Source organism: Flavobacterium chungangense LMG 26729 (assembly GCF_000735715.2).
Lineage (GTDB): Bacteria > Bacteroidota > Bacteroidia > Flavobacteriales > Flavobacteriaceae > Flavobacterium > Flavobacterium chungangense.
Genome location: NZ_JASY01000022.1, coordinates 32,216 through 57,423 on the forward strand (window position 1 = coordinate 32,216; position 25,208 = coordinate 57,423).

Annotated in this window: 24 protein-coding genes and 3 tRNA genes; 15 read left to right on the plus strand and 12 right to left on the minus strand. The window is 34.1% G+C overall.

Annotated elements, in window-relative coordinates:
• Positions 1–215: 215 nt before the first annotated feature.
• From JE46_RS21615 to JE46_RS21645, 7 genes are all read left to right on the plus strand, one after another.
• The gene (locus tag JE46_RS21615) at positions 216–1,301 is read left to right on the plus strand and encodes a hypothetical protein (protein WP_051872977.1); all 1,086 of its coding nucleotides are present in this window, start codon (positions 216–218) and stop codon (positions 1,299–1,301) included.
• Positions 1,302–1,337: 36 nt separating this feature from the next.
• A complete protein-coding gene (locus JE46_RS21620) occupies positions 1,338–1,763 on the plus strand; it encodes a DoxX family protein (protein ID WP_031457379.1) in 426 nt (141 codons plus the stop codon).
• Between the two features lie 296 nt (positions 1,764–2,059).
• A complete protein-coding gene (locus tag JE46_RS21625) occupies positions 2,060–2,482 on the plus strand; it encodes a lipocalin family protein (RefSeq protein WP_031457380.1) in 423 nt (140 codons plus the stop codon).
• Between the two features lie 219 nt (positions 2,483–2,701).
• Positions 2,702–4,009 carry an AAA family ATPase gene (locus JE46_RS21630; RefSeq protein WP_031457381.1) on the plus strand — a complete coding sequence of 436 codons (1,308 nt, stop codon included), beginning with the start codon at positions 2,702–2,704 and terminating at the stop codon, positions 4,007–4,009.
• 1 nt (position 4,010) lies between these two features.
• On the plus strand, positions 4,011–5,267 hold the full coding sequence (locus JE46_RS21635) for a tetratricopeptide repeat protein (protein WP_031457382.1): 1,257 nt from the start codon (positions 4,011–4,013) through the stop codon (positions 5,265–5,267).
• A gap of 86 nt (positions 5,268–5,353) precedes the next feature.
• Positions 5,354–5,737 (plus strand): hypothetical protein, encoded by a 384-nt coding sequence (locus tag JE46_RS21640; RefSeq protein WP_031457383.1) that lies wholly within the window; start codon positions 5,354–5,356, stop codon positions 5,735–5,737.
• Between the two features lie 19 nt (positions 5,738–5,756).
• A complete protein-coding gene (locus JE46_RS21645) occupies positions 5,757–6,182 on the plus strand; it encodes a VOC family protein (protein WP_031457384.1) in 426 nt (141 codons plus the stop codon).
• A 139-nt stretch (positions 6,183–6,321) separates the two neighbouring features.
• Here JE46_RS21645 and JE46_RS21650 read toward each other — a convergent pair whose 3' ends face one another.
• The 5 genes from JE46_RS21650 to JE46_RS21670 form a co-directional block, all read right to left on the minus strand.
• A complete protein-coding gene (locus JE46_RS21650; protein WP_031457385.1) occupies positions 6,322–7,323 on the minus strand; it encodes a PorP/SprF family type IX secretion system membrane protein in 1,002 nt (333 codons plus the stop codon).
• Positions 7,324–7,340: 17 nt separating this feature from the next.
• Positions 7,341–11,717, minus strand: coding sequence for a T9SS C-terminal target domain-containing protein (locus tag JE46_RS24695; protein WP_031457386.1), 4,377 nt, complete (start codon positions 11,715–11,717; stop codon positions 7,341–7,343).
• A 372-nt stretch (positions 11,718–12,089) separates the two neighbouring features.
• Positions 12,090–12,172, minus strand: a tRNA-Leu gene (locus JE46_RS21660).
• Positions 12,173–12,214: 42 nt separating this feature from the next.
• Positions 12,215–12,287 (minus strand) — tRNA-Lys (locus JE46_RS21665).
• Between the two features lie 40 nt (positions 12,288–12,327).
• A tRNA-Lys gene (locus tag JE46_RS21670) sits at positions 12,328–12,400 on the minus strand.
• Between the two features lie 126 nt (positions 12,401–12,526).
• Here JE46_RS21670 and JE46_RS21675 point away from each other — a divergent pair.
• A complete protein-coding gene (locus JE46_RS21675; protein WP_031457387.1) occupies positions 12,527–13,045 on the plus strand; it encodes a shikimate kinase in 519 nt (172 codons plus the stop codon).
• Here the strand turns inward: JE46_RS21675 and JE46_RS21680 are convergent.
• Positions 13,037–13,537, minus strand: coding sequence for a phosphoribosyltransferase domain-containing protein (locus JE46_RS21680; protein WP_031457388.1), 501 nt, complete (start codon positions 13,535–13,537; stop codon positions 13,037–13,039). The two genes, JE46_RS21675 and JE46_RS21680, sit on opposite strands and share 9 nt — an antisense overlap.
• Before the next feature lie 170 nt (positions 13,538–13,707).
• Positions 13,708–14,100: an RNA-binding S4 domain-containing protein gene (locus JE46_RS21685; RefSeq protein ID WP_031457389.1), complete on the minus strand. Its 393-nt coding sequence runs from the start codon at positions 14,098–14,100 to the stop codon at positions 13,708–13,710.
• Between the two features lie 79 nt (positions 14,101–14,179).
• Here JE46_RS21685 and JE46_RS21690 point away from each other — a divergent pair, with 79 nt between their 5' ends.
• Complete coding sequence (locus tag JE46_RS21690; RefSeq protein ID WP_031457390.1) at positions 14,180–15,412, plus strand: FKBP-type peptidyl-prolyl cis-trans isomerase; 1,233 nt, start codon at positions 14,180–14,182, stop codon at positions 15,410–15,412.
• A gap of 73 nt (positions 15,413–15,485) precedes the next feature.
• On the opposite strand, the gene JE46_RS21695 is transcribed toward JE46_RS21690, so the two are convergent.
• The 3 genes from JE46_RS21695 to JE46_RS21705 form a co-directional block, all read right to left on the minus strand.
• Positions 15,486–16,439: a transketolase family protein gene (locus JE46_RS21695; RefSeq protein ID WP_031457391.1), complete on the minus strand. Its 954-nt coding sequence runs from the start codon at positions 16,437–16,439 to the stop codon at positions 15,486–15,488.
• Positions 16,440–16,514: 75 nt separating this feature from the next.
• Positions 16,515–17,366, minus strand: coding sequence for a transketolase (locus JE46_RS21700; protein WP_031457392.1), 852 nt, complete (start codon positions 17,364–17,366; stop codon positions 16,515–16,517).
• Between the two features lie 241 nt (positions 17,367–17,607).
• Positions 17,608–17,925: a hypothetical protein gene (locus JE46_RS21705; RefSeq protein ID WP_031457393.1), complete on the minus strand. Its 318-nt coding sequence runs from the start codon at positions 17,923–17,925 to the stop codon at positions 17,608–17,610.
• A gap of 406 nt (positions 17,926–18,331) precedes the next feature.
• On the opposite strand from JE46_RS21705, the gene tgt reads away from it, so the two are divergent.
• The 5 genes from tgt (at position 18,332) to dnaB (ending at position 24,279) form a co-directional block, all read left to right on the plus strand.
• Positions 18,332–19,462 carry a tRNA guanosine(34) transglycosylase Tgt gene (tgt, locus tag JE46_RS21710; protein WP_031457394.1) on the plus strand — a complete coding sequence of 377 codons (1,131 nt, stop codon included), beginning with the start codon at positions 18,332–18,334 and terminating at the stop codon, positions 19,460–19,462.
• Between the two features lie 102 nt (positions 19,463–19,564).
• On the plus strand, positions 19,565–20,653 hold the full coding sequence (locus JE46_RS21715; RefSeq protein ID WP_031457395.1) for an LptF/LptG family permease: 1,089 nt from the start codon (positions 19,565–19,567) through the stop codon (positions 20,651–20,653).
• Positions 20,640–21,527: a DMT family transporter gene (locus JE46_RS21720; protein ID WP_031457396.1), complete on the plus strand. Its 888-nt coding sequence runs from the start codon at positions 20,640–20,642 to the stop codon at positions 21,525–21,527. The genes JE46_RS21715 and JE46_RS21720 overlap by 14 nt, the downstream gene beginning before the upstream one ends.
• Before the next feature lie 111 nt (positions 21,528–21,638).
• Positions 21,639–22,592 carry an acetyl-CoA carboxylase carboxyltransferase subunit alpha gene (locus JE46_RS21725; RefSeq protein ID WP_031457397.1) on the plus strand — a complete coding sequence of 318 codons (954 nt, stop codon included), beginning with the start codon at positions 21,639–21,641 and terminating at the stop codon, positions 22,590–22,592.
• A 142-nt stretch (positions 22,593–22,734) separates the two neighbouring features.
• Positions 22,735–24,279, plus strand: coding sequence for a replicative DNA helicase (gene dnaB / locus JE46_RS21730; RefSeq protein WP_031457398.1), 1,545 nt, complete (start codon positions 22,735–22,737; stop codon positions 24,277–24,279).
• A gap of 101 nt (positions 24,280–24,380) precedes the next feature.
• Here the strand turns inward: dnaB and JE46_RS24760 are convergent, their stop codons facing one another.
• On the minus strand, positions 24,381–24,542 hold the full coding sequence (locus JE46_RS24760; RefSeq protein ID WP_394332081.1) for a T9SS type A sorting domain-containing protein: 162 nt from the start codon (positions 24,540–24,542) through the stop codon (positions 24,381–24,383).
• 22 nt (positions 24,543–24,564) lie between these two features.
• On the opposite strand from JE46_RS24760, the gene JE46_RS24595 reads away from it, so the two are divergent.
• Positions 24,565–24,768 carry a hypothetical protein gene (locus JE46_RS24595; RefSeq protein WP_031457399.1) on the plus strand — a complete coding sequence of 68 codons (204 nt, stop codon included), beginning with the start codon at positions 24,565–24,567 and terminating at the stop codon, positions 24,766–24,768.
• A 139-nt stretch (positions 24,769–24,907) separates the two neighbouring features.
• On the opposite strand, the gene JE46_RS24325 is transcribed toward JE46_RS24595, so the two are convergent.
• Positions 24,908–25,208: hypothetical protein (locus tag JE46_RS24325; protein ID WP_031457400.1), on the minus strand; the 301-nt coding region annotated here is incomplete at its 5' end.

Consider the following 25,208-nt stretch of genomic DNA (forward strand, 5'->3'; position numbering starts at 1 on the left):
ATACTTCCCGGATAAAGTCCGTTTTACGGTTTTCCGCACTTATAATTGAACTAGTTTTGTACATTTGTTTTAACCTGCAGATCAAAACGTTAACTTGATTCTGAGGCAAAGTAACAACCGTTGTAAACGTGAATTGATACGGAATTCCGGGAATTCCTACAATGTTTAAAGGATCCCGAAATTTTCCTGAAATTCCTAAAATTTCCCAGAAGCTTATGAACAACAATACTCGAGATGATTACAAAAAAGCTATTAGAACTAAATATGAAATTGAAAAAGAGGGAGAATTTTCTAATTATTTTTTGCCTACTTCGCAAGCCAATCTTAGAAATTTGTGTTGGGTAAGGTTTGAGACTAACACAAGTAAAGATGATTCAAGTATATTCTTTTCTGTTTTTGATTTTGATTTTGATCTTTCTAAAAGCAGACATTTTTCTACCAATATGACAGATAAATTCAGACCTGTTGTAACTTTCTTAACAGGTAAAAAAGAGCCGGCTAAATTTAGCACGGTAGAACTTGCTGCAATTTTGGTTGATTTTCATCCAAGACCATTTAAAAAATTCAATAAAGAAGGATGTATTGAAATAGATAATTCTGTTGAAGAAACTCTTAAACCTGTAAACAATCCTCATGTACCGGAAGTGATTTTTATAAAAAATGATGATAACGAAGAATTTGAAAAGAGTAATGGAATTAAAGAGGAAAGGGCAATTCCAGAAGAAAATCTAAATGAAGATTTATGTAAAGAAGAAAATTTAGATAAAACAGCATTTTCGAATGAAGAGAATATTTTAACTGTAGATGAAATTTTAATAGAAGCCCCGGAAGAAGAGATTTTAAAAGAAATTAAAACGACGAAACAGGCTATTAAACCATTAGAATTATTTTTAGGTTTTAAAAAAGAATTACCTCAAAAAGAATCGATAATAAAACGCAATAAATGGATCCGGATAGGAGTAGTCTCTTTTCTGGTAGTTTTAGGGTCGTATTATTTTCCTGAGAAAAAAGAATGTATGCAATGGACAAGCGACCATTATGAAATTGTAGATTGTGATGTAAAAAAAGAAGGTTTCATACCTGCAAATGCAATCGAAGTCTTGGATCCTGGTCTTGTTAATCTAAAAAAAATTACCATTTGCGATACCACAACTTGTTTTGATAAAAACGGAGTAGCAATTATTTGGTATGCAAAGACAGCAAATGGAGTTGATTTTTTTAATGAACACGGAAGGCATCCTGAAAATAATAAACCATTAAAACCCGTCACTCAATATATTATTGATAAATATGTAAAATGATATTTAATTAAGAATAATTACTTTGATCTATAAGAAATGAAATGTAAGATATTAAATACCAACAGTTCAAAAACTATTATCCTAATCAGAATTATGGTTGGAATAGTCTTTCTTTCAGAGGGCATTCAAAAATTTCTATTCGCTGATAGTTTAGGAAGCGGACGATTTGCAAAAATAGGACTCCCTTCGCCTGAATTTTTAGGAAGTCTTGTTGGCCTTTTTGAGATAATTTGTGGTGTATTAATTTTATTGGGCTTAATTACAAGACTCGCCAGTATTCCCCTTATTGCAATTATACTTGTTGCAATCGCAACAACAAAAACAGAAATCTTAATCAATGACGGATTTTGGAAAATGATGCACGAAAGCAGAACGGACTGGGCAATGCTTTTAGGAAATATTTTTCTTTTCATAAAGGGTGGCGGTTTCTGGTCGCTAGACAAAAAAATAATGAGAAATTAAATGTTGATTTAAAAATATTGTGAATCTTAAGCAGGAGTTACGAAGCAGAGAACTTGTCGCAGCTTAAAGACAGTTGGAAATAATCAGGTTTAAAATTAACTCATAAACACAATCTGCTGAGAATTTAGTTCAGGATTTTTTTTGTTTTATTCTTTAGGTATCTAACATAAAATTACGATTTTAGTATATAAACGGCAATTATGTAAGTTATTTTGAAAATTATGAAACAGATTTGAATTACATCGAATGTAATTTCGTAAATATAAATCAAACATAATTTTTAAAAACAAACAAACATGAAAACGAGAAATTTTTTATACGTATTAGCACTAAGTTTTGGATTATTCGCAGCAACATCTTGCAGTAATGAAGATAATGAAGGAGAAACAATAGTACCAATTCAGGGAAAATATGAACTAAGCAAAGTGGGAACAGCAGATTCGAACGGGAATGAAGTTTTAGTTAATGCTCCACAAAATGCAAGTGGATGTAGTAAAGATTATTTAGAACTAAAACTGAGTAATGTAGCAGTTATAGGGGATTATAGCGGTGAGAGTTGTAACAAAACTGAAACAACAGGAACCTACGTAAGATCTCATAATGATTTAACGATTACTATTGGTACTGCCAGTACAACCAGCGATATCATGAATCTTACTAATAAAGAGCTGAAATTAAAAGACAAAGCTACTGGTATTATCACAGTTTATACCAGATAATGACCTAAGTAGGAAATCTGATTCTTTAGAATTGGAATTAAAAACGGAAATAGCTGATAAAGTTATTTCCGTTTTTTTTTTTGCTTTAGTTTGAAGGAAATTTAGGACACTACATCTATTAGGATTTTAACGGAATTATCATTTTAATTTGTATTTTCGTTTTGCCGATAATCGGTTGAAATTAAAAGAATTCTAAAAAGAGGAGTAATATTTACTAATATGAACGATAATACAATTGACAGTTTAAAAGAGGCATTGAAGCATTCTCCGGAAAACGCACCATTACGATTTCTCTTAGCCGAGACTTTACTAACTTTAAACAGACTGGAAGAAGCAGAAACAGAATATCTTACACTTTTAAGGAGTACAAACGATGTTAAAGCAAAAGTAGGACTTGCAACTACTTTCTTTAAAAAGGGAAGTTACTCAGCCTGTAATGTAATTTTGGAAGAAGTCATGGAGAAAGGGACTCATGACGTAAACGTATTTGCATTGTATGCCAAAGGACTTTTAAAAGAAAATTCAATTAGCAAGGCAGTTGAAACCTATAAAAGAGCACTGGCAATTGATCCTAAATTTTTTGATGAAGAGTTAGATAATCAACTTAGATTAAAGGGGAGCAATGAAGTAATTGAATCAGATGAGGAAATAGACAGCAGATTTCTGGAAAAACCAACGGTTAATTTTGCTGATGTTGGCGGAATGGAATTTGTAAAAAAAGAAATCGAGCTAAAAATTATCAAGCCATTGCAGCATCCTGAACTTTATAAAGCCTATGGAAAGAAAATAGGAGGAGGCATTTTACTTTACGGACCACCGGGCTGCGGAAAAACATATATAGCAAAAGCAACAGCCGGACAGGTAAACGCAAAGTTTATAAGTGTTGGACTGAATGATATTTTAGATATGTGGATTGGCAGCAGCGAAAAAAATCTGCATGATATATTTGAACTAGCCCGACAAAATACACCTTGCGTCTTATTTATAGATGAAATTGACGCTCTGGGCGCAAGCAGAAGCGACATGAAACAATCAAGCGGACGTCACTTAATCAATCAGTTTCTGCAAGAGTTAGATGGAATAGATAATAATAATGAAGGCATATTGGTACTTGGAGCAACAAATACCCCCTGGAATTTAGACCCCGCTTTCAGAAGGCCTGGCCGTTTTGACAGAATCGTTTTTGTTCCACCACCGGATGAAGCTTCGAGAGAATCAATTCTAAAGCTTAAACTAACCAATAAGCCGACAGAAGCAATTGATTATAACAGTATTTCAAAAAAGACAGAAAATTTTTCAGGAGCAGATATTGAAGCCATTATTGATATTGCTATAGAAGAAAAATTAGAATCTTCTTTTCAGGATGGTATTCCAAAACCAATTAGTACAAAGGATTTACAAAATGCAATCAAAAAACACAAACCCAGTACACAGGAGTGGTTTATGACTGCGAAAAATTTTGCCATGTTCGCAAATGATTCAGGATTGTATGATGATATTCTAACGTATTTAAAAATTAAAAAATAACATGTCAGAAGATCATAGAATAGCAAAGGTTACTATTTTAATTCAACAGAAAAAATACGCAGAGGCTGAAAAAGTACTGAAAGATTTAATTTCAGGCGACGTCAATAATATTTACTTTTTGTCATTGCTGGCAGAAGTTAATTTACAACAAGACAAATTTGATACAGCCAAAATTATAATCGAAAATGCAATTGGTTTAGCACCAGATGAACCTCATTTGTTTTATGTAAAGTCAAGAATTGCTATTCAGCAGGACGATTATAATGAAGGGGAAAAAAACATCTTGCAGGCAATAACGTTAGATCCTTATGATGCAGATTATTTTGCTTTTATGGCAAACATTAAGTTAGCTCGCAAACAATATAAAGAGGCCTTGGAATTTGCCAATAAAGCTTTAGAGATTGATTCCGAAAACTTATTGGGACTAAACACCAGAAGTACCGCTTTACTAAAATTGGACAGAAGTGAAGAATCATTTAGTACCATCGAAGGTGCTTTAAGGGAAGACCCTAATAATGCTTATACACATGCCAATTATGGCTGGAGTTTATTAGAAAAAGGAGATAATAAAAAGGCACTGAAGCACTTTAACGAAGCATTGAAAAGCGATCCTAATTTTCCCTATGCACAATCAGGAATGCTTGAAGCCATAAAAGCTTCTAATCCTGTATATAGAGGTTATTTAAAATATTCATTTTGGATGGGTAATTTAACGGCCAAGTATCAATGGGGAGTTATAATTGGGTTTTATTTTGGAGTTAAATTGCTTAGAAATTTAGCAGATAATAATGTCAGTCTTCAGCCGTATTTAAATCCTTTAATAATTATTTTGGCTTTGTTTGCCTATTCTACCTGGGTTATCACGCCAATCGGAAATTTATTTCTCCGTTTTAATAAATACGGACAATTATTGCTCAGTAATGAACAAAAACAAAGTTCTAATTTTGTTGCTTTAGGTTTAGCCATATTTGCTGTTGGTCTCTTGTTTTATTTTGTTTTACCGGATGAAAGATTTTTATCAGTAGCCGTTTTTGGGTGTGCGATGATGCTGCCTTGCAGTGTGATGTTTTCGCCCACAAAATACAAATATTCACTATTAGTGTATGCTATTGTTATGGCGGTTATAGGTCTTGTTGCAATAGCGTTAACTTTTATGACAGGAGATATATTTAATATGGTGTCAGTAATTTTTCTATTTGGATTTATAGGTTTTCAGTGGGCTGCTAATTTCCTTTTAATCAGACAAAGTAATCGTTAATAATCAAATTCCTGCTGCCTAAGCTATGAACTGGGTTTAGGTTTTTAGACTACCGGAAGTTTTTTGTAAAATGTATAAAAAGAAACATGAAAGTTATAGTAAGTGGAGAATATAATAACGATTTGCGGATTCGATTTTCACAAGGAACCTGGAATGTTACATTTTTTACTCTTTTTGAAAATCAAAAGGTGGTTAGTGTAGATTTTTCAAGAGATCCCACATTGTTCAGGTTATCAATAAGGTATGATTCTGAAAATTATTATTTAGAAAATATATTGTATACTTCTAATCCAAATTTAGATAATTTGAAGTTTCATTTCTACAAGGAAAATAGTCGTGTTTTTTGTCGGATAGAGTCCGAAATTGTTATAGAATTAAATAAAGAGATAGTGTTAAATCCGCTTGCAAGTGACTTAAAAGAGTTAAAAAATATAATGGAAAATTTTCAGAAAGATTCAGAAATCAGCTAATTAACTAAAAGCGATAACTATGGAAGATAAAAAAAATCACTCAGAGAACTCAGTTTCACGTGATGTAACACCTAAGGTGACAGGAATTGGGGGGATTTTCTTTTTTTCAGACAATCCACAGGAAACAAAAGACTGGTATGCCAAAAATTTAGGATTTGAAATCAGCGAATGGGGTACATCAGTGTTTGAATCCAGAAACATTGAAAGGCCTGAGGAAATAAACACTCTTCAATGGAGTCCTTTCAAAAAAGGAGATGCATATTTTTCTCCATCTAAAAAAGATTTTATGATCAATTACCGAGTTCAGAATATTGAAGGATTAGTAAATCAACTGAAAGAAAACGGAGTAACCATACTGGATGATATTGCAACATATGACTATGGGAAATTTGTGCATATCATGGATGCCGAAGGCAATAAAATTGAATTATGGGAGCCTGCTTAGAATATAAAAGAAAAGAATTTACTCTTTTGATTATATACTATTTGCTAAGAAAATAATAATTTAATTTTAAAGTTAAAAGAACCCTCTAAGATTTAATTCTGAGAGGGTTCTTTTTTTAATTAAAGATAGTTAGTCAATCTTAGTTTCCTGAATAATTTGGGCAGCCAAAACATTTACGTGCCATATTGAACTGATAGGTTAATGAAAGTTCATAAACACCTCCTGTTCTTCCTATTTTAGTGGTATTCAAATCATATGAAAGCCCTAATCGTAAATTTTCGTATTGCAGTCCGGTGAAAAAATTAACAGAAGTCAGTAATTCATTATTCATTCCATTTTTAGCAGGATTGGTAACGAAAGTTGTTCCGAAAAACATTTTTTCGAATAAAATAGAAGCTCCCATATCCAGTCGGTTATATCGCCCTTGCTGCATATAATTTGATGTAACAAACATTTTGGTTTCATAGGGAAGAAACAATACATCAATATAATCAGCCACTAGAAATTCATACCCGCTGCTTAGCGAGAAAAAAGTATTTAAAGGCAGATTTCCGTTAGTACTCAGAGCGATATTAGGTCTGTTGAGGTGTTTCATCGAAAGTCCAATCCAGAGATCATCGGTATTAAAAACCATACCTGCAGATACATCAAAAAAAGTAACCTTATCATTAGCCAGAAGCGGATCGATAGAAGTTGCGTTGTTTGAACCTCCTATATTAATCTGATCTTCAAGTAATAAATTGCCAAAAGCAAATGATTTTAAACCAAATCCTGCTTCTATACCCGGTCTGAATGTCCAGGTATCGTTTATTCTTACCCTGTAGGCATAATTGGCATTGATTTGTGTAAAATTATATTTGGAAGCATTTTCTCTTTGATTTAAAATGTTCAAGCCAATTCCGCTATTAAGGTCATCACTCCAGGTATTAACAAATGCATAGTCTGTATCGACACTTAAATCTAATTCAGGCCATTGTTCACGATGAATAATTCCGGCATAGGTAGTTTCCATAAAACCTGTAAAACCCGGGTTTAAGGTTTCGGGAACTAAAAAATATTGTGTAAAAATAGGATCTTGTGCTCTTGTTTTGGTATAAAAACAACATGTTATCAATATAACAAATAGTAATTTTAATCTCATTTTTTTAATCTGTTGTTTTATTTAATTAATGTGAGTGATCCTTTTTCTGTTATGGTATGATTGTAAAAGGTTTTTGCTGTTATCCTGAAATAGTAATTACCGTTTTCGGCATCTAAATCCTTAATTTTTCCTCGCCAGCCATGAATATTTACACCTGTTTCTGTATAAATAATACCTCCCCATGTGTCATAAATATCAAGGGTCACATTATTCAATCCCTGAAAGACAGGTGCAAATGAATCGTTGATTCCGTCATTATTGGGCGTAAAAGCATTTGGCATAACGAGCTTATATCCTTTTTCTACAAGAATACTGGTTTCATAAGAGTACTGGCATCCAAAAGGATAATTAACAACTTGTTTTATAGTATAGGTGCCTTCTCTGGTGTAAATGTGTTTTGGATTTGTTTCAGTAGAAAAATTACCATCTCCAAAATCCCATGACATGCTTGTAAAATCTCCTGTAGCTAAATTTGTAAATGTAACCGGGTCGTAAACGGCATAGAGGTCAAACATCTCTTTTCCGTACGAACTGGTAGAGAAGCCTGCTACACCTAAAACAGGTGTTTTAACATTATGAACTACGTCGGCAGTACAGCCAAAACTATCAGTAACGCTAAAAATGACTAATCCTTTATTATCGGTTTTCATTATTTCACCATTCACACCAGAAATAACTCCATCTGACCATTTTAATGTGTAAGGTGGAATCCCCCCTTTAACATGCCCCACAAATGTCTGATCTACAAATTTGGTTTCACAATTAAAATCAGTTAAAATTTCTATCGTTGGAGTAAGCTGTTCAAATCGCGTAATTTTAAACGTATCTGATTTTTTACAGCCTCTTGAGTCTGTTACCGTAACAGTATAATTGTCAGGCGTGAGTTGACTCAAGTCTTCAGTTCGTGCACCATTAGACCAAACATAGGTATAAGGAGCTGTACCACCTGTAACAACAAGATCAATGACACCGGTATTTGCTTTAACACAATCAAGCGGGTTTGAAACATCTCCTCTTATCTCTAATTCCAATGGATCAACAACAATATATTCTGCTTCTATTACACATAATTTAGCATCGGTAATTTTTACTTTATAACTTCCAGGACCAAGGTTGTTTCTTTCGATTCCAGCTGTAGAGCCATCACTCCATTCGAGTTTAAGCGGTGCTTGTCCGCCAACAAGGTTGAGTCGGATGTGTGCGTCATTAGCTCCATGGCAAGAAATGTTTTGAAAGTCCGGATTAATCATAAATACCGGCGCATTGTTAACCGTTATAGGAAAATCTTTCGGGCATCCCAAGGCATCAGTAATGGTAATTATATAGTTTCCTGCAGACAAATTAGACTGTTCCATGCCAGTTCCTAAATTGCTCCATTTTATAATATACGGATCGCCCGTTGCAAAAGGTACTCCTCCTGTGATAGAATTAATTTTTATAACTCCATCCCTAACGCTGTAACAAGTTAAATGAGTAACAGAGGTATTTAATTTTATTTCAGGATTTTGAAGTATTTCAACCTTCAATGGAACGGTACATCCGGAATTGTCCGTAACCGTTAAATTATAAGTACCGGCATAAAGGTTCTTTAAATTTTGAAGATTACTTCTAAACCCGTTTGGTCCAGTCCAGCTGTAACGATGAGCAGGTCTTCCTCCAGACGAACTCACATTAATTTCACCGGTATTATATCCGTAGCATAAAACATCTACCTGGCTTTCCCATTTTACTTCCAGTAATGGAGGCTCGATAATAGTAAAACTGGTTCCTGTAAGTTCGCCACAATTATTGGCTTCTGTTATTTTTACCTGATAAACTCCTTTGTCCAGATTATTCAGGTTCCCGGAATTCCCGGGATAAGGATTTCCATCTTTTGTCCATACAAAATTATATGGAGGTGTTCCTCCTGTTACAGAGGTATTGATGGTACCGTTTTTTAATCCAAAACAGGTTATATCATTTTTACCTTCGCCTGCAATTCTAAATTCTCCTGGCTCTGATACATTATATGACGTATTAAAAGGACAGCCTCCATTATCTGTGATAGATAAAAAATACAAACCAGCTTTTAAATTAGAGATATCCTGATCTGAGCTAGTAAATCCGTTAGGGCTTGTCCAGGATATTGTATAAGGTTTTCCTGTTGTACGAGGTGTTCCTCCACTTATAATTAAGCTGATTGAGCCATCATTAGATCCGTAACATTTGCCATTTTTTATAGTTTGAACGACTTTTATAGTTGGCTCTACTGTAACTGTAACTGTAAAATCTGGACCAGGACATGAAGCAGATATTGGAGATACAGTATAGGTTACTGTTGCCGGACTGGCAGTATTGTTTATTAAGGTTTGACTTATACTTGCTCTTGGGCTGGATTGCGCACTGGCACCACTTATTGCACCCGGCGGAGAAACTACCGGATTAGACCACACATAAGTAGTTCCCGATGGTACATTATCTGTTGTTCCGTTACTGACAGGTATAATTTGAAAAGTATTTCCACTGCATATTTTTGCTGTTTTAGGGGTTATAACAGGCGAAAGAACCATGTCTACAGAAAAACTCACTTTCTTTGTTTCTGTACCACAACTATTTGTAACACTAAAAATAGCTTCATAATTACCTGTTTTGGTATAGTTAATAGGGCCGGGATTTAGTAAAGTTGAAGTTGAAGGTGTACCACCCGGGAAACTCCACGAATATGTTATTTCTGAAGCTGGAGAACAGGTTTCTTCTACCGTTCCTACAGGATAAATCGTAGCCGTTTTACAAAAGTCTGAAATTGGTTTTAAGGAAATAACAGGTGGTTTTTTTACCTGTATTATTTTTTGAATAGATCTTGGAGTTATTCCACAAGAGTTCCAGGCTGTTAGCGTTACATAATAAGTTCCAGGTGTTACAAAATTGAAAACCGGATTTTTTGATGATGAGTTAGAACCGTTTGCATAATTCCATTGTCCTCTTTGTGATCCAGGAGATGTTTCTTTACCACAGTATCCTGGTGCATAATAATCAACATTCCAATTATAACTTTCTGCACCACAACTTAAACTTGTATCAGTCGTATTAGTCATTTGAATATTATTGTTAGCACAAGCATTACCAAAAGTAAAGTCAGGTCGTAATATTGGCTCTACACATATATATTGTGCAGCAGGAGTGATTCCTACACCACATGGTGTTGTAGCGTTCAAGGTAACTTTATATCTTCCCGGTGCTGCATAGGAGTGATATGGATTAACCTCTCTTGAAGTTGTTCCATCCCCAAAATCCCAAGTGTAAACATTTACAGTACTACAGCCATTAGTATAACCGGCATAGGTTGAATTATTGAAATAGACACCTGAATTTACACATGCAACAGATGGTATGCTAAAACTGATTACGGGTACATCTAAAATAATAATGGGTCCTGCAGTAAGATAGGTGCTTCCGCAGGATGTTGTTATAGTTAAGGTAACAGTGTTTCCTGACGGGCAGTTGGCTCTTTTAAACTCATGTGGGATAGGGTAATTTTGTGAAGCCTGAGGATTTAGACTATTATAATAAGAAGAAGCTTCCAGTTGAGACTGCGTATAAGTTTGAGTAGAGCCATCACCATAATTAATATAATAATTAGTGTCAGAAGGATTAAGAGCCCAGGAACCAATAGCAAATTGCATTGGTTCTACCGGAATACATAAGTTGGTAGTGTTACCAGGAGCAATAAGTGCACCAATTGGGTTATTGGAGTTTTTAACTACATAAGTTACAGAATTATTACAGCTATTATTTCCAACTGCTGTAATCACCATATTAAAAGAACCTAATTTCTGGTATTGGTGACTTTTTGGAAAAGTAACATTTGTATCTGTACTGCCATCTCCCCAGTCGACATTATAGGATGTAATACAAGAAACAGAACTGGAACTGTTTCCTACATTAATAGTGTATTTTGGATTTGAGTTATTATCCCCGCATCTTTCAAAAGGTTTATTAGAACCCGGAGCATTCAGGTCAGTAAACTTTAAATCAGGTTTCTGTTTTACAGAAATAGATTTTGTAATCGAACCTATCTGACCATTAGCGTCAGTAACGGTTAGTTTTACATTAAAATTTTGGGTTCCGCATCCAACAGATGTAAAGCTATGACTTGGATTCATTTCAGTAGAAGTTTTTCCGTCTCCAAAATCCCATTTATAAGAAAAGGGAGTGCTGCCCGCTACTATTGGGGTAAACGTAACAGGAGTTCCTGAGCAGGCACCATCATTAGTAAAGCTGAAATCTACCACTGGTGCTGTAAAATTGCTGTAATGCTTATTTGAAAAATTATTTCTATCGTTACGATTATAACTATGGGCAGCAGTAGAAATGATTAAAATAAAAAGTAATGTTAAGAAGTAAAGTTTCTTCATGTAGTATAATTCGGTTATTTTCGGGCGTAAAAGTATGGTTTTTTTTTAATCAAAAAAAGATTACGAATAATCATTTTTTAATTTTATACTTCAATATAAAACTTACGGTATTAATGGTAGTTTTGTATTGTTTGATAGCATATTTATTTAGATTGATCTATAAAATTCTTCAATTCATAGAATAAAACTTAAAGGATAAATTCTAACTTAATTGTGGATCCTGCTTTGATTTTATATAAAAATCAAAAGAATGAGGGAAAGAATAATATATTTTTTTGTTATCGTGTAAAAATTGTCGGGATATTGAATTAGTGCATAAAAGAAAAACACCTGTAAATACAGGTGTTTTTGCTTAAAATTACAATTAAATTGTGACCATGGAGGGATTTGAACCCTCACGCCCTTGCGAGCACCACCCCCTCAAGATGGCGAGTCTACCGTTTCTCCACATGGCCTAAAAATAAAAAAGGTCAAGTAAATTAATACTCGACCTTTTGTGACCCGACTGGGGCTCGAACCCAGGACCCCATCATTAAAAGTGATGTGCTCTACCGACTGAGCTATCGAGTCATTGCTTTCAAGAAATTTAATTTGTTTATCACAAAATTTGTGACCCGACTGGGGCTCGAACCCAGGACCCCATCATTAAAAGTGATGTGCTCTACCGACTGAGCTATCGAGTCATTTAATTCCTTGAATGCGGGTGCAAATATAAGGAGTTTATTTTATTAATTGCAAGCAAATTTATTATAAATTTGTCTTTTTTTAATCAAATTTTACAACACCTTAGTTTATAAGGTTTTATTACAATGAAAAAAATCATCTTATTAGGTTATATGGGTTGCGGAAAGTCTACAATTGCCCAAAATTTATCAAAAATTACCAATATTCCATTTTTAGATTTAGACAAATGCATCGAAAAAAGAGCAAATTTATCCATAAATGAAATTTTCGAACAGCACGGAGAAGTATATTTTCGAAAATTAGAACACAAAATGTTTGTAGAATTACTTCAGTCTTCAGAAAATAATATAATTGGTTTGGGGGGCGGAACACCATGTTATGCTAATAACCATGAATTATTAAAACGGGATGATGTTGTTTCTGTTTATTTAAAAGCATCGATTAATACCTTATATAGTAGATTGGTGCATAACAAAAGCAAACGCCCGTTAATTGCCAATATGAACGAAGAGGAAATGAAAGAGTTTATTGCGAAACATTTATTCGACAGAAGCTTTTATTACAACCACGCGCAGCATAAAGTTTCTGTCGATGATAAAACCGTTGAAGAAACAGTTCAGGACATTTTGGAAATATTAGCTTAAAAAAGCATAATCGTTTCCGTTTTCGCCAAAAACAACCTGTACATGTTCTAATAAAGATGTTGAAAGAGAAATTCCTTTAAAATCGGCTTTTACCGGGTATTTTTTATGGTTTCTGTCAACAAGTACCACGGTTTTGAATTTCTTTAAAGGGACGTTCAGGAAATGACGAACAGCGTAAATTAATGTAGTTCCCGAATTTAAGACATCATCAACCAATACCAAACCTTTATTTTCATATTGTGTGACAGTAAGGGAAGTTTGTATTGGTAAGTGAGGATTTTGTTTGTCTACAATAACTTCGCACAAAGAGATTTTAAGGGTAGAGATAGTGCCTAAAGCTAAAGCAATTTTCTCGGCAAAAATAGATCCGTTAGAAGCAATTCCGGCAATTACAACTTCTTCTTCATCAACAAAAGTTTCGTAAATCTGATAGGCAATACGTTTTATTTTATGTTCAATTTCCTGATTGGTTAAGATGATATTTTTGCTCATGATTTATTTTTTTGCTAATATATGACTAATTTAAATTCCAATATAAAAAATCCAAATTCCAATTTTGAAATGTGTACTAGACTTTTTTTAAAAAATTTTGGAATTTGGCATCGAATTTTTAAGTTTTGGGATTTGGAATTTAAATATTGGATTTTCTTAAATTTTGAAATTTAAATCTCATCCTGATCTTCTTCATGTATTTCATCTCCATAGTCATCAATATCTCTACGATCCTTTTTGGTTGGTCTGCCTGTACCGCTTTTGCGATAATGTTCTTTGGAAAGTTTTAATAACTCTAAATGAGCATAAGTCTCAGGAGGAGTTTCGTTCTTTCTGTAAATATCAACTAATTTTGCGCCTACACGGCTTTGAGGAATATCTAACACAGTTATAATTTGTGTAATCTGATCCTTTCTAAATGTAATTCTATCTGTAGGAAAAACTTCTTTAGAGGGTTTTGCAACCTGACCATTAACTGTAATGTGGTTCTTTTTGCATGCCTCAGTAACCATATTACGTGTTTTGTAATATCTTACGCACCACAGGTATTTATCTATTCGCATAATTTTTCTAAAATCGGAGTTAAATTCTTTACAAAAATAAATCAATATTGTATCTTGCGCACCTAAAAAATTAACAATAATGAATAAATTTAAATATTTTTTTATTTTACTGATTACAGGTGTTATTTTGGTTTCCTGTAATAAAAACGACGATGATGATGATGTAAAGCCGGTTCCGTTGAGAGATTATACGGAACAATATAATACGGATAATACTAATATTGAAGAGTATTTAAATACATATTACATTACAGTTATTGATAGCCCTGGTAACCAGGAAGATCAGGATGTTGCAATATCTAAAATTACTGATCCCGCAACTCAGCCTTCTATCATGTCGTACCTTAATAGTGCTTCTTTTCCTAAACTTTTAACAAGAAATATTAGTTTAAATGGTGTTGTGTACAAAATGTATTATTTGGTATTGAGAGAAGGTACGGGTACTTCGCCTATGAATACGGACGCTGTTTTAGCTGCTTACAAAGGAGAGTATATGACTCGTGTTGAGGCAACTACTACAGCACCAATAGTCCCGGCTCATTTAACAACAACGCTTTTTCAGGAAATAAAATTTCCTCAGGCTCCCCTTGATTTGTATGGTAGTGTTATGGGGTGGAGCGAAATCTTTCCTCAGTTTAAAACCGGAACCAGTGCTGTACAGACAGATGGAACTGTAAAATATGAAAATTTTGGTGCAGGTGTATTGTTTATTCCATCAGGATTAGGGTATTATACAGGAAATTCAAGAGGAAGTGTAGTTATTCCGCCTTATTCGCCATTAATTTTTAGTTTCAAATTATATGATTTGGAAAGAATGGATCATGAGCTTGGGGTGGTAAATGGTGTTAGTGCATATGTTGGTGATGGAGTTTTTGATTATCAGGAAGATATTAATGGCGACGGATACGTATATGATTATCGTAATACAACATTATATCCTAATGCACCGGTAAATTTAGATGATACAGATGGTGATGGTATTCCTGATTTTATTGATATAGATGATGATGGTGATGGATATAGAACCATTGTAGAAATTGCAAAACCAACTGTTGAGGTTGGAGGTAGTTTTGGTCCAAGCAGGTATTATCCGTTTGAAGCATTTAAGATTGTAGACGATCCAATGACTCCAAATGTAAATGAAAGTTTAAATAGTGAGCCAAAAGGAATTCCACGAAGACCTACAGGTGTTCTTACTAATCCTAATTTGCCGGAGTCTTCAAGTAATCCTAGAAAGTTTACAGAGGAGGATTACATTGCCTCAGGAAGATTAAGAATACATTTAGATAATTCTTATCCTTATAAAAACTAAAAGTCAAGAAAAAATCATAAAAAAACCTCGAAATGTAAATTTCGAGGTTTTTTTATGATTAAGAAAATTGAAATTATTTTCTTTTGATAACTTTTTCTACAGCTTCAACAATTGCCTGGTTGTTTAGTTTGTATTTCTCCATTAATTGCTCAGGAGTTCCTGATTCGCCAAAACTATCGTTTACAGCTACAAATTCTTGTGGAGCAGGAGTATTTAAAGCCAATACTCTTGAAATGCTTTCTCCAAGACCTCCAAGAATGTTGTGTTCTTCTGCAGTTACAACACATTTAGTTTTTGCAATTGATTTTAGAATAGCTTCTTCATCAAGAGGTTTAATGGTGTGAATGTTGATTACTTCTGCAGAAATCCCTTTTGCTTCAAGAGCTTCAGCAGCAACTATTGCTTCCCAAACTAAGTGCCCTGTTGCTACGATTGTAACGTCAGTTCCTTCGTTTAATAAAATTGCTTTTCCAATAACGAAAGGTTCGTCAGCAGGAGTGAAGTTAGGAACAACCGGACGTCCAAAACGTAAATAAGCCGGTCCGTGGTGATCTGCTAATGCTAACGTTGCAGCTTTTGTCTGATTGTAATCGCAAGTGTTGATTACAGTCATTCCAGGTAACATTTTCATTAACCCGATATCTTCTAAGATCTGGTGAGTTGCTCCGTCTTCTCCAAGAGTTAAACCAGCGTGAGAAGCACAGATTTTTACGTTTTTATCAGAATACGCAACAGATTGACGAATTTGATCGTAAACTCTTCCTGTAGAGAAGTTAGCGAAAGTTCCTGTAAAAGGAATTTTTCCTCCAATGGTTAGACCTGCAGCGATTCCAATCATGTTAGCTTCTGCGATTCCAATCTGGAAAAAACGCTCCGGGTGATTTTTTTTGAATTCATCAAATTTTAATGATCCAATTAAATCAGCACAAAGGGCTACTACTTTTTCGTTTTTTTGACCTAATTCAGTCATTCCCGCTCCAAAACCTGAACGAGTATCTTTACTTCCTGTATTTGTATATTTTTTCATTTTGTTTTTTTTGCTTTGGGCGATAGGCTTTAGATAATAAACATGTCGTTTATTGCTTTTGGCTTAAAGCTTTTTTTAATAATCGATTTGATCTGCAGAATAGTTTTGAGCCAATGCAGCTGCTAACTGATCGTTGTTTGGTGCTTTTCCGTGCCATGCATGTGTATGCATCATAAAGTCAACACCATTACCCATTTCAGTATGTAATAAAATACAAACCGGTTTTCCTTTTCCTGTTCTCGATTTAGCATCAGTTAAACCTGCAATGATAGCATCGATATTATTTCCTTCAGCAATTTCTAAAACATCCCAGTCAAAAGCTTCAAATTTAGCTCGAATACTTCCCATTGCTAAAACTTCGTCAGTTGTTCCGTCAATTTGTTTTCCGTTAACATCGATAGTTGCAATCAGGTTGTCTACTTTTTTAGCAGAAGCATACATGATAGCTTCCCAGTTTTGTCCTTCCTGTAATTCACCGTCTCCGTGTAAAGTGAAGATTAAGTGATTATCGCCATTTAATTTTTTAGCCTGAGCTGCTCCAAGAGCTACAGATAAACCTTGTCCTAATGAACCAGAAGCCATACGAACACCAGGTAAACCTTCATGTGTTGTTGGGTGACCTTGCAAACGAGAGTTTAATAGTCTGAAAGTTGCAAGTTCTGAAACAGGGAAATAACCGCTTCGTGCTAAAACGCTATAAAATACAGGTGAAATATGTCCGTTTGAAAGAAAGAATAGGTCTTCTCCAATTCCGTCCATATCAAAACCTTCTTTGCGTTCCATAATATTTTGGTATAGCGTTACCAAAAATTCAGTACAACCTAGTGAACCACCTGGGTGACCTGAGTTGACAGCATGTACCATTCGAAGAATATCTCTTCTTACTTGGATAGTTAAATCGCTTAATTGTTGTGTGTTAGGCTTCATTTTATATGTAAAAGTTAAACTGGTGCAAAAGTAAATTTTATTTTGCGGTAAGACAAATGATTTTTTGCTTTAGTTTGTCGTAATTGTTAAATTCAGGTAGTTTTTTTATTGATCTTGAAAAAAACGTTGAAATGTTTTAAGTTTTTTGAATTAGAGATCTGTATTTCATTGTCTTTTGACGAAAATTTAAAACAACAAAGCCCCATTATGAAGCTTTGTTTGGAATGAAATTAATGTATTGTTATTTTGTGTCGCCTTCGCTGTAGAAATTGTTTTCTTCGTCTTCCGATCCAATTTCTTCCTGTTCATCATCAAGCTCAGAACCCGGAATATCTAAATCATTTCCGATTTTGTCACTGTTTTGTTTCCACTCATGATCTTCCTGATTTATAATGAGTTTTTCTCCTGAGATCCCTTCCGGATCAATGTCTTCGAGGTTTTCTTCCTGATTGTAAATGTCTTCGTTTGGAGGATAATCTAAGTTTTCCAGATTTCTTTCGATGTTTTTTTCAATTTGAGCATCCCTGATTTGATCTATTTTTTCTTCTGAGTTTATCATGATTTCTAATGTTTAGTTGAAAATTATTTCTTGTAAAATTATAAAGGGAAGCCATTTACATCGTTATATTTTAGTATTGTGATTGTTGTAAATTTTACATTTGATTATTGTTGGTAATAGATAAATCCTGGTCTTGCGTTAGGGATAGCAGCGACATCTCCCGATTTAGAAAAACAAGGCTTTTTAGCCGTAGTTTTTGTTAAACGGGAATACAGCGGATAGCCCGACCGTAGGGAACGCCCAAAATAAATTTGAAAGGCCAGGTGCAAAATCTGAAAATGCAATGTTTAAGGTTTGATGTTTCAAGTCCTTGAAAAACATTATCTGATTTTCTAATTGACAAATTTTCTAATTAATAAAAATTCCCTCAAATTAATCTATCTTTGCGCTCTGAAAAAAGAAACAGATGAAGTTTGATTTATTACAAAAAGATCCGCAGTCTAAAGCAAGAGCGGGGAGTATTACTACAGATCATGGCGTAATTGAAACGCCTATCTTTATGCCTGTTGGAACAGTTGCTTCTGTAAAAGGCGTGCACCAACGTGAATTGAAAGACGATATTAATCCGGATATTATTCTCGGAAACACATACCATCTGTACTTGCGTCCACAAACAGAGATTTTGGAAAAAGCGGGTGGACTGCATAAGTTCATGAATTGGGATCGTAATATTTTGACTGATTCAGGTGGATATCAGGTGTATTCTCTTTCGAATAACAGAAAAATTAAGGAAGAAGGAGTAAAGTTTAAATCACACATTGATGGTTCGTATCACTTTTTTACTCCGGAGAATGTAATGGAAATTCAGCGTACCATTGGAGCCGATATCATTATGGCTTTTGACGAATGTACACCGTATCCTTGTGATTACAGATACGCACAGCGATCTATGCACATGACACACCGATGGCTTGATCGTTGTATTAACCATTTAGATAAAGTTCCTTATAAATACGGATACGAACAAACGTTTTTTCCTATTGTTCAGGGAAGTACATATAAAGATCTGCGTCGTCAATCTGCTGAATATATTGCTAATTCAGGTCAACAGGGAAATGCTATCGGAGGATTATCAGTAGGGGAGCCTGCTGAGGAAATGTATGCGATGACAGAAGTGGTTTGCGAAATTCTTCCGGAAGATAAACCCCGTTATTTAATGGGAGTTGGAACGCCAATTAATATTTTGGAAAATATTGCGTTAGGAATTGATATGTTTGATTGTGTAATGCCAACGCGTAATGCGAGAAACGGAATGTTGTTTACTGCAAACGGAACAATCAATATCAAAAATAAAAAATGGGAAGCTGACTTTTCTCCAATTGATGAAATGGGACATACTTTTGTAGATACAGAATATACAAAAGCATACTTACGTCATTTGTTTGCAGCCAACGAATATTTAGGAAAACAAATTGCAACGATTCATAATCTTGGTTTTTATATGTGGTTGGTTCGTGAAGCCAGAAGACATATCTTAGCAGGAGATTTTAGACCATGGAAAGAAATGATGGTTAAAAATATGAGTCAAAGACTATAAAAAATGTTTCAGGTTATTTTTGTTTCAGGTTTCATGTTTCTGTAGAGAAACTGAAACCTGAAACTTAAAACTTGAAACTTTTGAACCTGAAACAAAAGTTTTATGTTAACGATAATAGATAAGTATATTTTAAAAAGATATTTAGCCACTTTTTCGGTGATGATTCTTTTATTTATTCCGATTGGGATTGTAATTGACGTTTCTGAAAAGGTGAATAAAATGCTGGAGAACAAAATTCCGTTTACCGAAATTGCGATTTATTATTACAATTTTACGGTTTATTTTGCGAACTCCTTGTTTCCGATATTTTTATTTTTATCAGTAATCTGGTTTACTTCTAAACTGGCCAATAATACAGAGATTATTGCGGTTTTAAGTTCGGGAATTTCATTTACACGTTTTTTAAGGCCTTACATTATTGGGGCTTCTATTGTTTCTGTTTTTGTTCTTTTAATGGGTTTCTTTATAGTTCCGGCAGCCAGTGAAGGGTTTAATAATTTTAGGTATACGTATCTAAAAGGGAATGGAAAACAACTGATGCGTGGTGAAAATACGAATGTTTACAGACAAATAAATGACAACGATTTTATTTTTGTAAATAGTTTTAATGAGGAGACTAAAACAGCTTTTAATTTTTCATTGGAACATTTTGAAAAGGACAAACTGACTTATAAAATTACCGCAAGCCGAATTACCTGGGATCCTAAAAAGAAAACCTATATTTTGTATGATTATACCAAGAGAACTCTTGGGGAATTGAATGATAAAATTGAAAAATCTCCAGAAAAAAAAGTTCATTTTAAGTTTGAACTGGCAGATTTAACCCCGGTGGTTTACATTGCCGAAACACTTTCACTCGGAAAATTAATCGATTTTATTGAAAAGGAAAGAAAAAGAGGTTCCGGAAACATCAATACTTATTTAGTAGTGCTTTATAAAAAATATAGTGTACCGGTTTCAGCTTTTATTCTAACTATTATTGCAGTTGCAGTTTCGTCAATGAAACGCCGTGGCGGAATGGGAACTAATCTTGCAATTGGAATTGCAATTGCATTTTCATTTGTATTTTTTGATAAAATATTTGGTACACTTGCCGAAAAATCTACATTTTCACCTTTATTAGCTGTTTGGTTTCCGAATATTGTATTTGGAATTTTGGCAGTTTACTTATTACGTAATGCGAAACGATAATTTAAAAAGTTATTTAAATCTTCATTTAATTGTTTTTATCTGGGGTTTTACAGCAATTTTAGGCGCTTTAATAACTATTGATGCAGAGAATCTGGTTTGGTACAGAATGCTGCTTGCTGGAGTTTTTTTGGCTGCTTTTATAGTTTATAAAAAACAATCTTTTGTTATATCAGGAAAGTCTTTCGCTAAATTAATTTTTGTCGGATTATTAATAGCACTACATTGGATTTTCTTTTTTAAAGCAATTCACGTTTCTAATGTTTCGATAACATTGTCAATATTCTCTCTGGGCGCTTTTTTCGCATCATTGTTAGAACCTCTTTTTTATGGAAGGAAAATATTGTGGTATGAAGTTTTTTTTGGATTAATAATCATTGGAGGCTTAGCTTTGATTATGCAGGTTGAAGTAAAATATCTGAATGGAATGTATTACGCTTTGGCTTCGATTATTTTAGGGGTTTTATTTACTTTAATGAATGGGAAATTGATTTCTGATCATGAGCCTTCTGTTATTACATTTTATGAATTTGGTGCAGGAGTTTTCTTTATATCCATTTATTTTTTGTTGCAGGGAAAATTCACAGCTGATTTTTTTACCATGTCATTAAACAATTGGGGGCTGTTACTTATTTTAGCTTCGGTTTGTACTGCTTATGCTTTTACAGCATCCGTAAAAGTAATGCAGAAATTAACACCTTATACAGTAATGTTAACGACTAATTTAGAACCTGTTTACGGAATTATGCTTGCCTATTTTATTTTGGGAGGAAAAGAAAAAATGAGTACTGAATTTTATATTGGTGCTCTGATAATTGTAATTACAGTTATTTTAAACGGTGTTTTCAAACATTATAAAAACAAAGAAAAAGTGTAATATTTACCTTATATTTATTTTGCATTATTCTATTTAAATACAAATTATTTATACCAATGATATAATATTTTTATATTTGCGGTTCGATTTAAAAACAAAATTCAAAAATCCATGGAATATTTAGATTTTGAGCTTCCAATCAAAGAACTTGAAGAACAGTTAGAAAAGTGTGTTATAATTGGAAAAGAATCTGACGTTGATGTTACGCCAACTTGTAAGGAAATCAACAAGAAATTAGAACAAACTAAGAAAGATATATACAAAAACCTTACAGCCTGGCAGCGAGTACAATTGTCAAGGCATCCAAACAGACCTTATACTTTAGATTATATCAGAGCCATTTGCGGCGAAACTTTTTTAGAGCTTCATGGAGACAGAAACTTTAAGGATGATAAAGCTATGGTGGGAGGCCTTGGAAAAATAAACGGTCAGTCGTTTATGATTGTGGGACAACAAAAAGGCTTTAATACAAAAACACGTCAGTACCGTAATTTTGGTATGGCAAATCCTGAAGGATACCGCAAAGCTTTACGTTTGATGAAAATGGCAGAGAAATTCGGAATCCCGGTTTTAACTTTAGTAGATACACCGGGTGCATATCCTGGACTAGAAGCTGAAGAAAGAGGGCAGGGAGAAGCAATCGCAAGGAACATTTTCGAAATGGTTCGCCTTAAAGTGCCAATTATTACGATTATTGTTGGAGAAGGAGCTTCAGGCGGAGCTTTAGGAATAGGTGTTGGAGATAAAGTTTATATGTTAGAAAATACCTGGTATTCTGTAATTTCTCCAGAATCATGTTCTTCAATTTTATGGAAAAGCTGGGAGTACAAAGAACGTGCTGCTGATGCTTTAAAATTGACTTCATCTGACATGAAAAAGCAAAAATTAGTTGATGATGTTATTCCGGAACCACTTGGAGGAGCACATTATGACAGAGAAACTACTTTTAAAACCGTAGCTGAATATATTACGAAAGGATATAACGAATTGAAAGATTTATCAACAGCCGATTTAATTGCCCAAAGAATGGACAAGTACAGTAATATGGGTGAGTATAAGGAATAAATTTATATAAATTGATTTAAAATCCGAAACCTTACAGTTTCGGATTTTTTTTTGGGGTTATGAACAAAAAATACTTATTTATAAACAATTATTACTTATAACTCAATAGTAATATTTTTTTAAATTTCGCTAATTTCGCTATATGGAAAATTTCAAAAATATAAACCCTGTAAAGGTAGATAAAACCACTATTATTAATCTGGAGAAAGGAAAATTGCCGCCGCAAGTTCTTGATTTAGAAGAAGCTGTGCTTGGTGCTATGATGATTGATAAAAAAGGGGTTGATGATGTAATTGATATTTTACAGCCGGATGCTTTTTACAAAGAGGCACACAAACATATTTTTGAAGCCATTATACAGCTTTTTACCGAAACGCAGCCAATTGATTTACTTACGGTATCAAGTCAGTTAAAAAAGAATGGCAAATTAGAATTAGTTGGAGGGGATTTTTATTTAATACAGCTTACACAAAAAATTGCGTCTTCGGCACACATCGAATTTCATTCACGTATCATTCTTCAAAAGTTTATCCAAAGAAGTTTAATTCGAATTTCATCTGAAATTATTGAGGCATCGTATGATGAAACTACGGATGTTTTCGATTTATTAGACCAGGCCGAATCAAAACTATATGAAGTAACTCAGGGAAATATCAAACGTAGTTCTGAAACTGCACAAAGTTTAGTTTTACAAGCTAAAAAGAAAATTGAAGAAATTTCTAAAAAAGAGGGATTAAGTGGTGTGGAAACCGGTTTTACTAATTTAGATAAACTGACTTCCGGATGGCAGCCCAGTGATTTAATTATTATTGCAGCAAGACCTGCGATGGGAAAAACGGCGTTTGTACTTTCTATGGCCAGAAATATTGCTATTCAATTTGGACACGCAGTAGCCTTGTTCTCTCTTGAAATGGCATCTGTTCAGTTGATTACCAGATTAATTTCGTCTGAAACAGGATTGTCATCAGAGAAATTACGTACTGGTAAACTAGAACCTCACGAATGGACTATGTTGAGTACCAAAGTAAAGGACTTAGAAAAAGCCCCTTTATTTATTGATGATACTCCATCGCTTTCTATTTTCGATTTAAGAGCAAAATGCCGTCGTTTAGCTTCACAACACGGTATTAAAATTATCATTGTGGATTATTTGCAGTTAATGACTGCAGGAGGAAATAATAAAGGTGGAGGAAATCGTGAGCAGGAAATCTCTACCATTTCCCGAAACCTAAAAGCTTTGGCAAAAGAACTTAATGTTCCGGTAATTGCACTTTCTCAGTTATCGCGTGCTGTAGAAACACGTGGATCCAGTAAACGACCTTTACTATCAGATCTTCGTGAATCCGGAGCAATTGAGCAGGATGCCGACATCGTTTCGTTTTTATATCGACCTGAATATTACAAAATTGACGAGTGGGATGATGACGAAGCTTCCCCAACCGCTGGTCAGGCAGAAATTATGATCGCAAAACACCGTAATGGTGGTATTGAAAACGTTCGTCTAAAATTTATAGGTCACCTTGGAAAATTTGATAATCTTGATGATTTTTCGGGCAGTTATGATGATTTGCCGTCAAAAATGAATCATGATGATAATCAGTATATAACTAAAAATCTGCCATCTGCAAATGAGGCTTTCGGAAGTAATCTGAACGATGACGATGATGATAGTGATGTACCGTTTTAAGATTGGATTAAAATTAAAAATAATTTACTAAAATTAGAAAGGGAAAAATCATTTGATTTTTCCCTTTCTAATTTTAAAGAATTTATAAAACCTTTTTTGAATTATTTTTTCAGAATCAATTTGTGAGTAATTAATTTACTCCCTTTCTTTTCTGTTATGAAATAAACCCCGTCAGCCTGGCTTTCAAGATTAATTGTGTTAACTATATCAGAAGTAACTTTTGCTGTTTTAATAGTTTGTCCCAATTGATTTATAATATTCAAATCAGCATCATGATCAGTTTGTATGTTTACAATACCATTGTTTGGATTGGGGTATATTACAAATTTAGATTTTTCTTCTACATTAGGATTAGCTAAAGATGTTACAGGTATGCATGATGATAGTGTACTACATGCTCCGATTGTTACAACAACCGCATATGAACCAATAGCTGTTGGAGTATACGATTGTCCGTTTTCTCCAACTAATATAGTAGCAGGACACTGAATCCATTGGTATGAAGCGCCAGTTTGTGTTGCTGTAATGACACCAGATGTCAGAGTAGCTCCATTGTCTAATTCGCATACATTATTAATAGTAATCGTAAACTGTTTTTCAAAACTTAAACCAGCCTGATCTGTTGTTCTTATTCTAATCGAGTACGAGGATTTAGTTTCAAAATCAAAAAAACCAAAGTATAAGTGAAAGTATTTGCAGCATCCACATCAACAGAAGATAGGACTCCCACTGTTGTTCCGGCAGCTACGTTTTCGTTGATTGCCGTAGCAGAAAGAGCCAGGTCTGTAGGTACTTCGTTCAGGTTGTTTACATTGATAGTAAAAGTTTTTTCAAAAGAAAGCCCCCCCTGATCGGCAGTTCTTAGACGAATCGAGTACGAGGATTTAGTTTCAAAATCAGGACTTGCGTTGATCTGCAGGTTGGCTCCA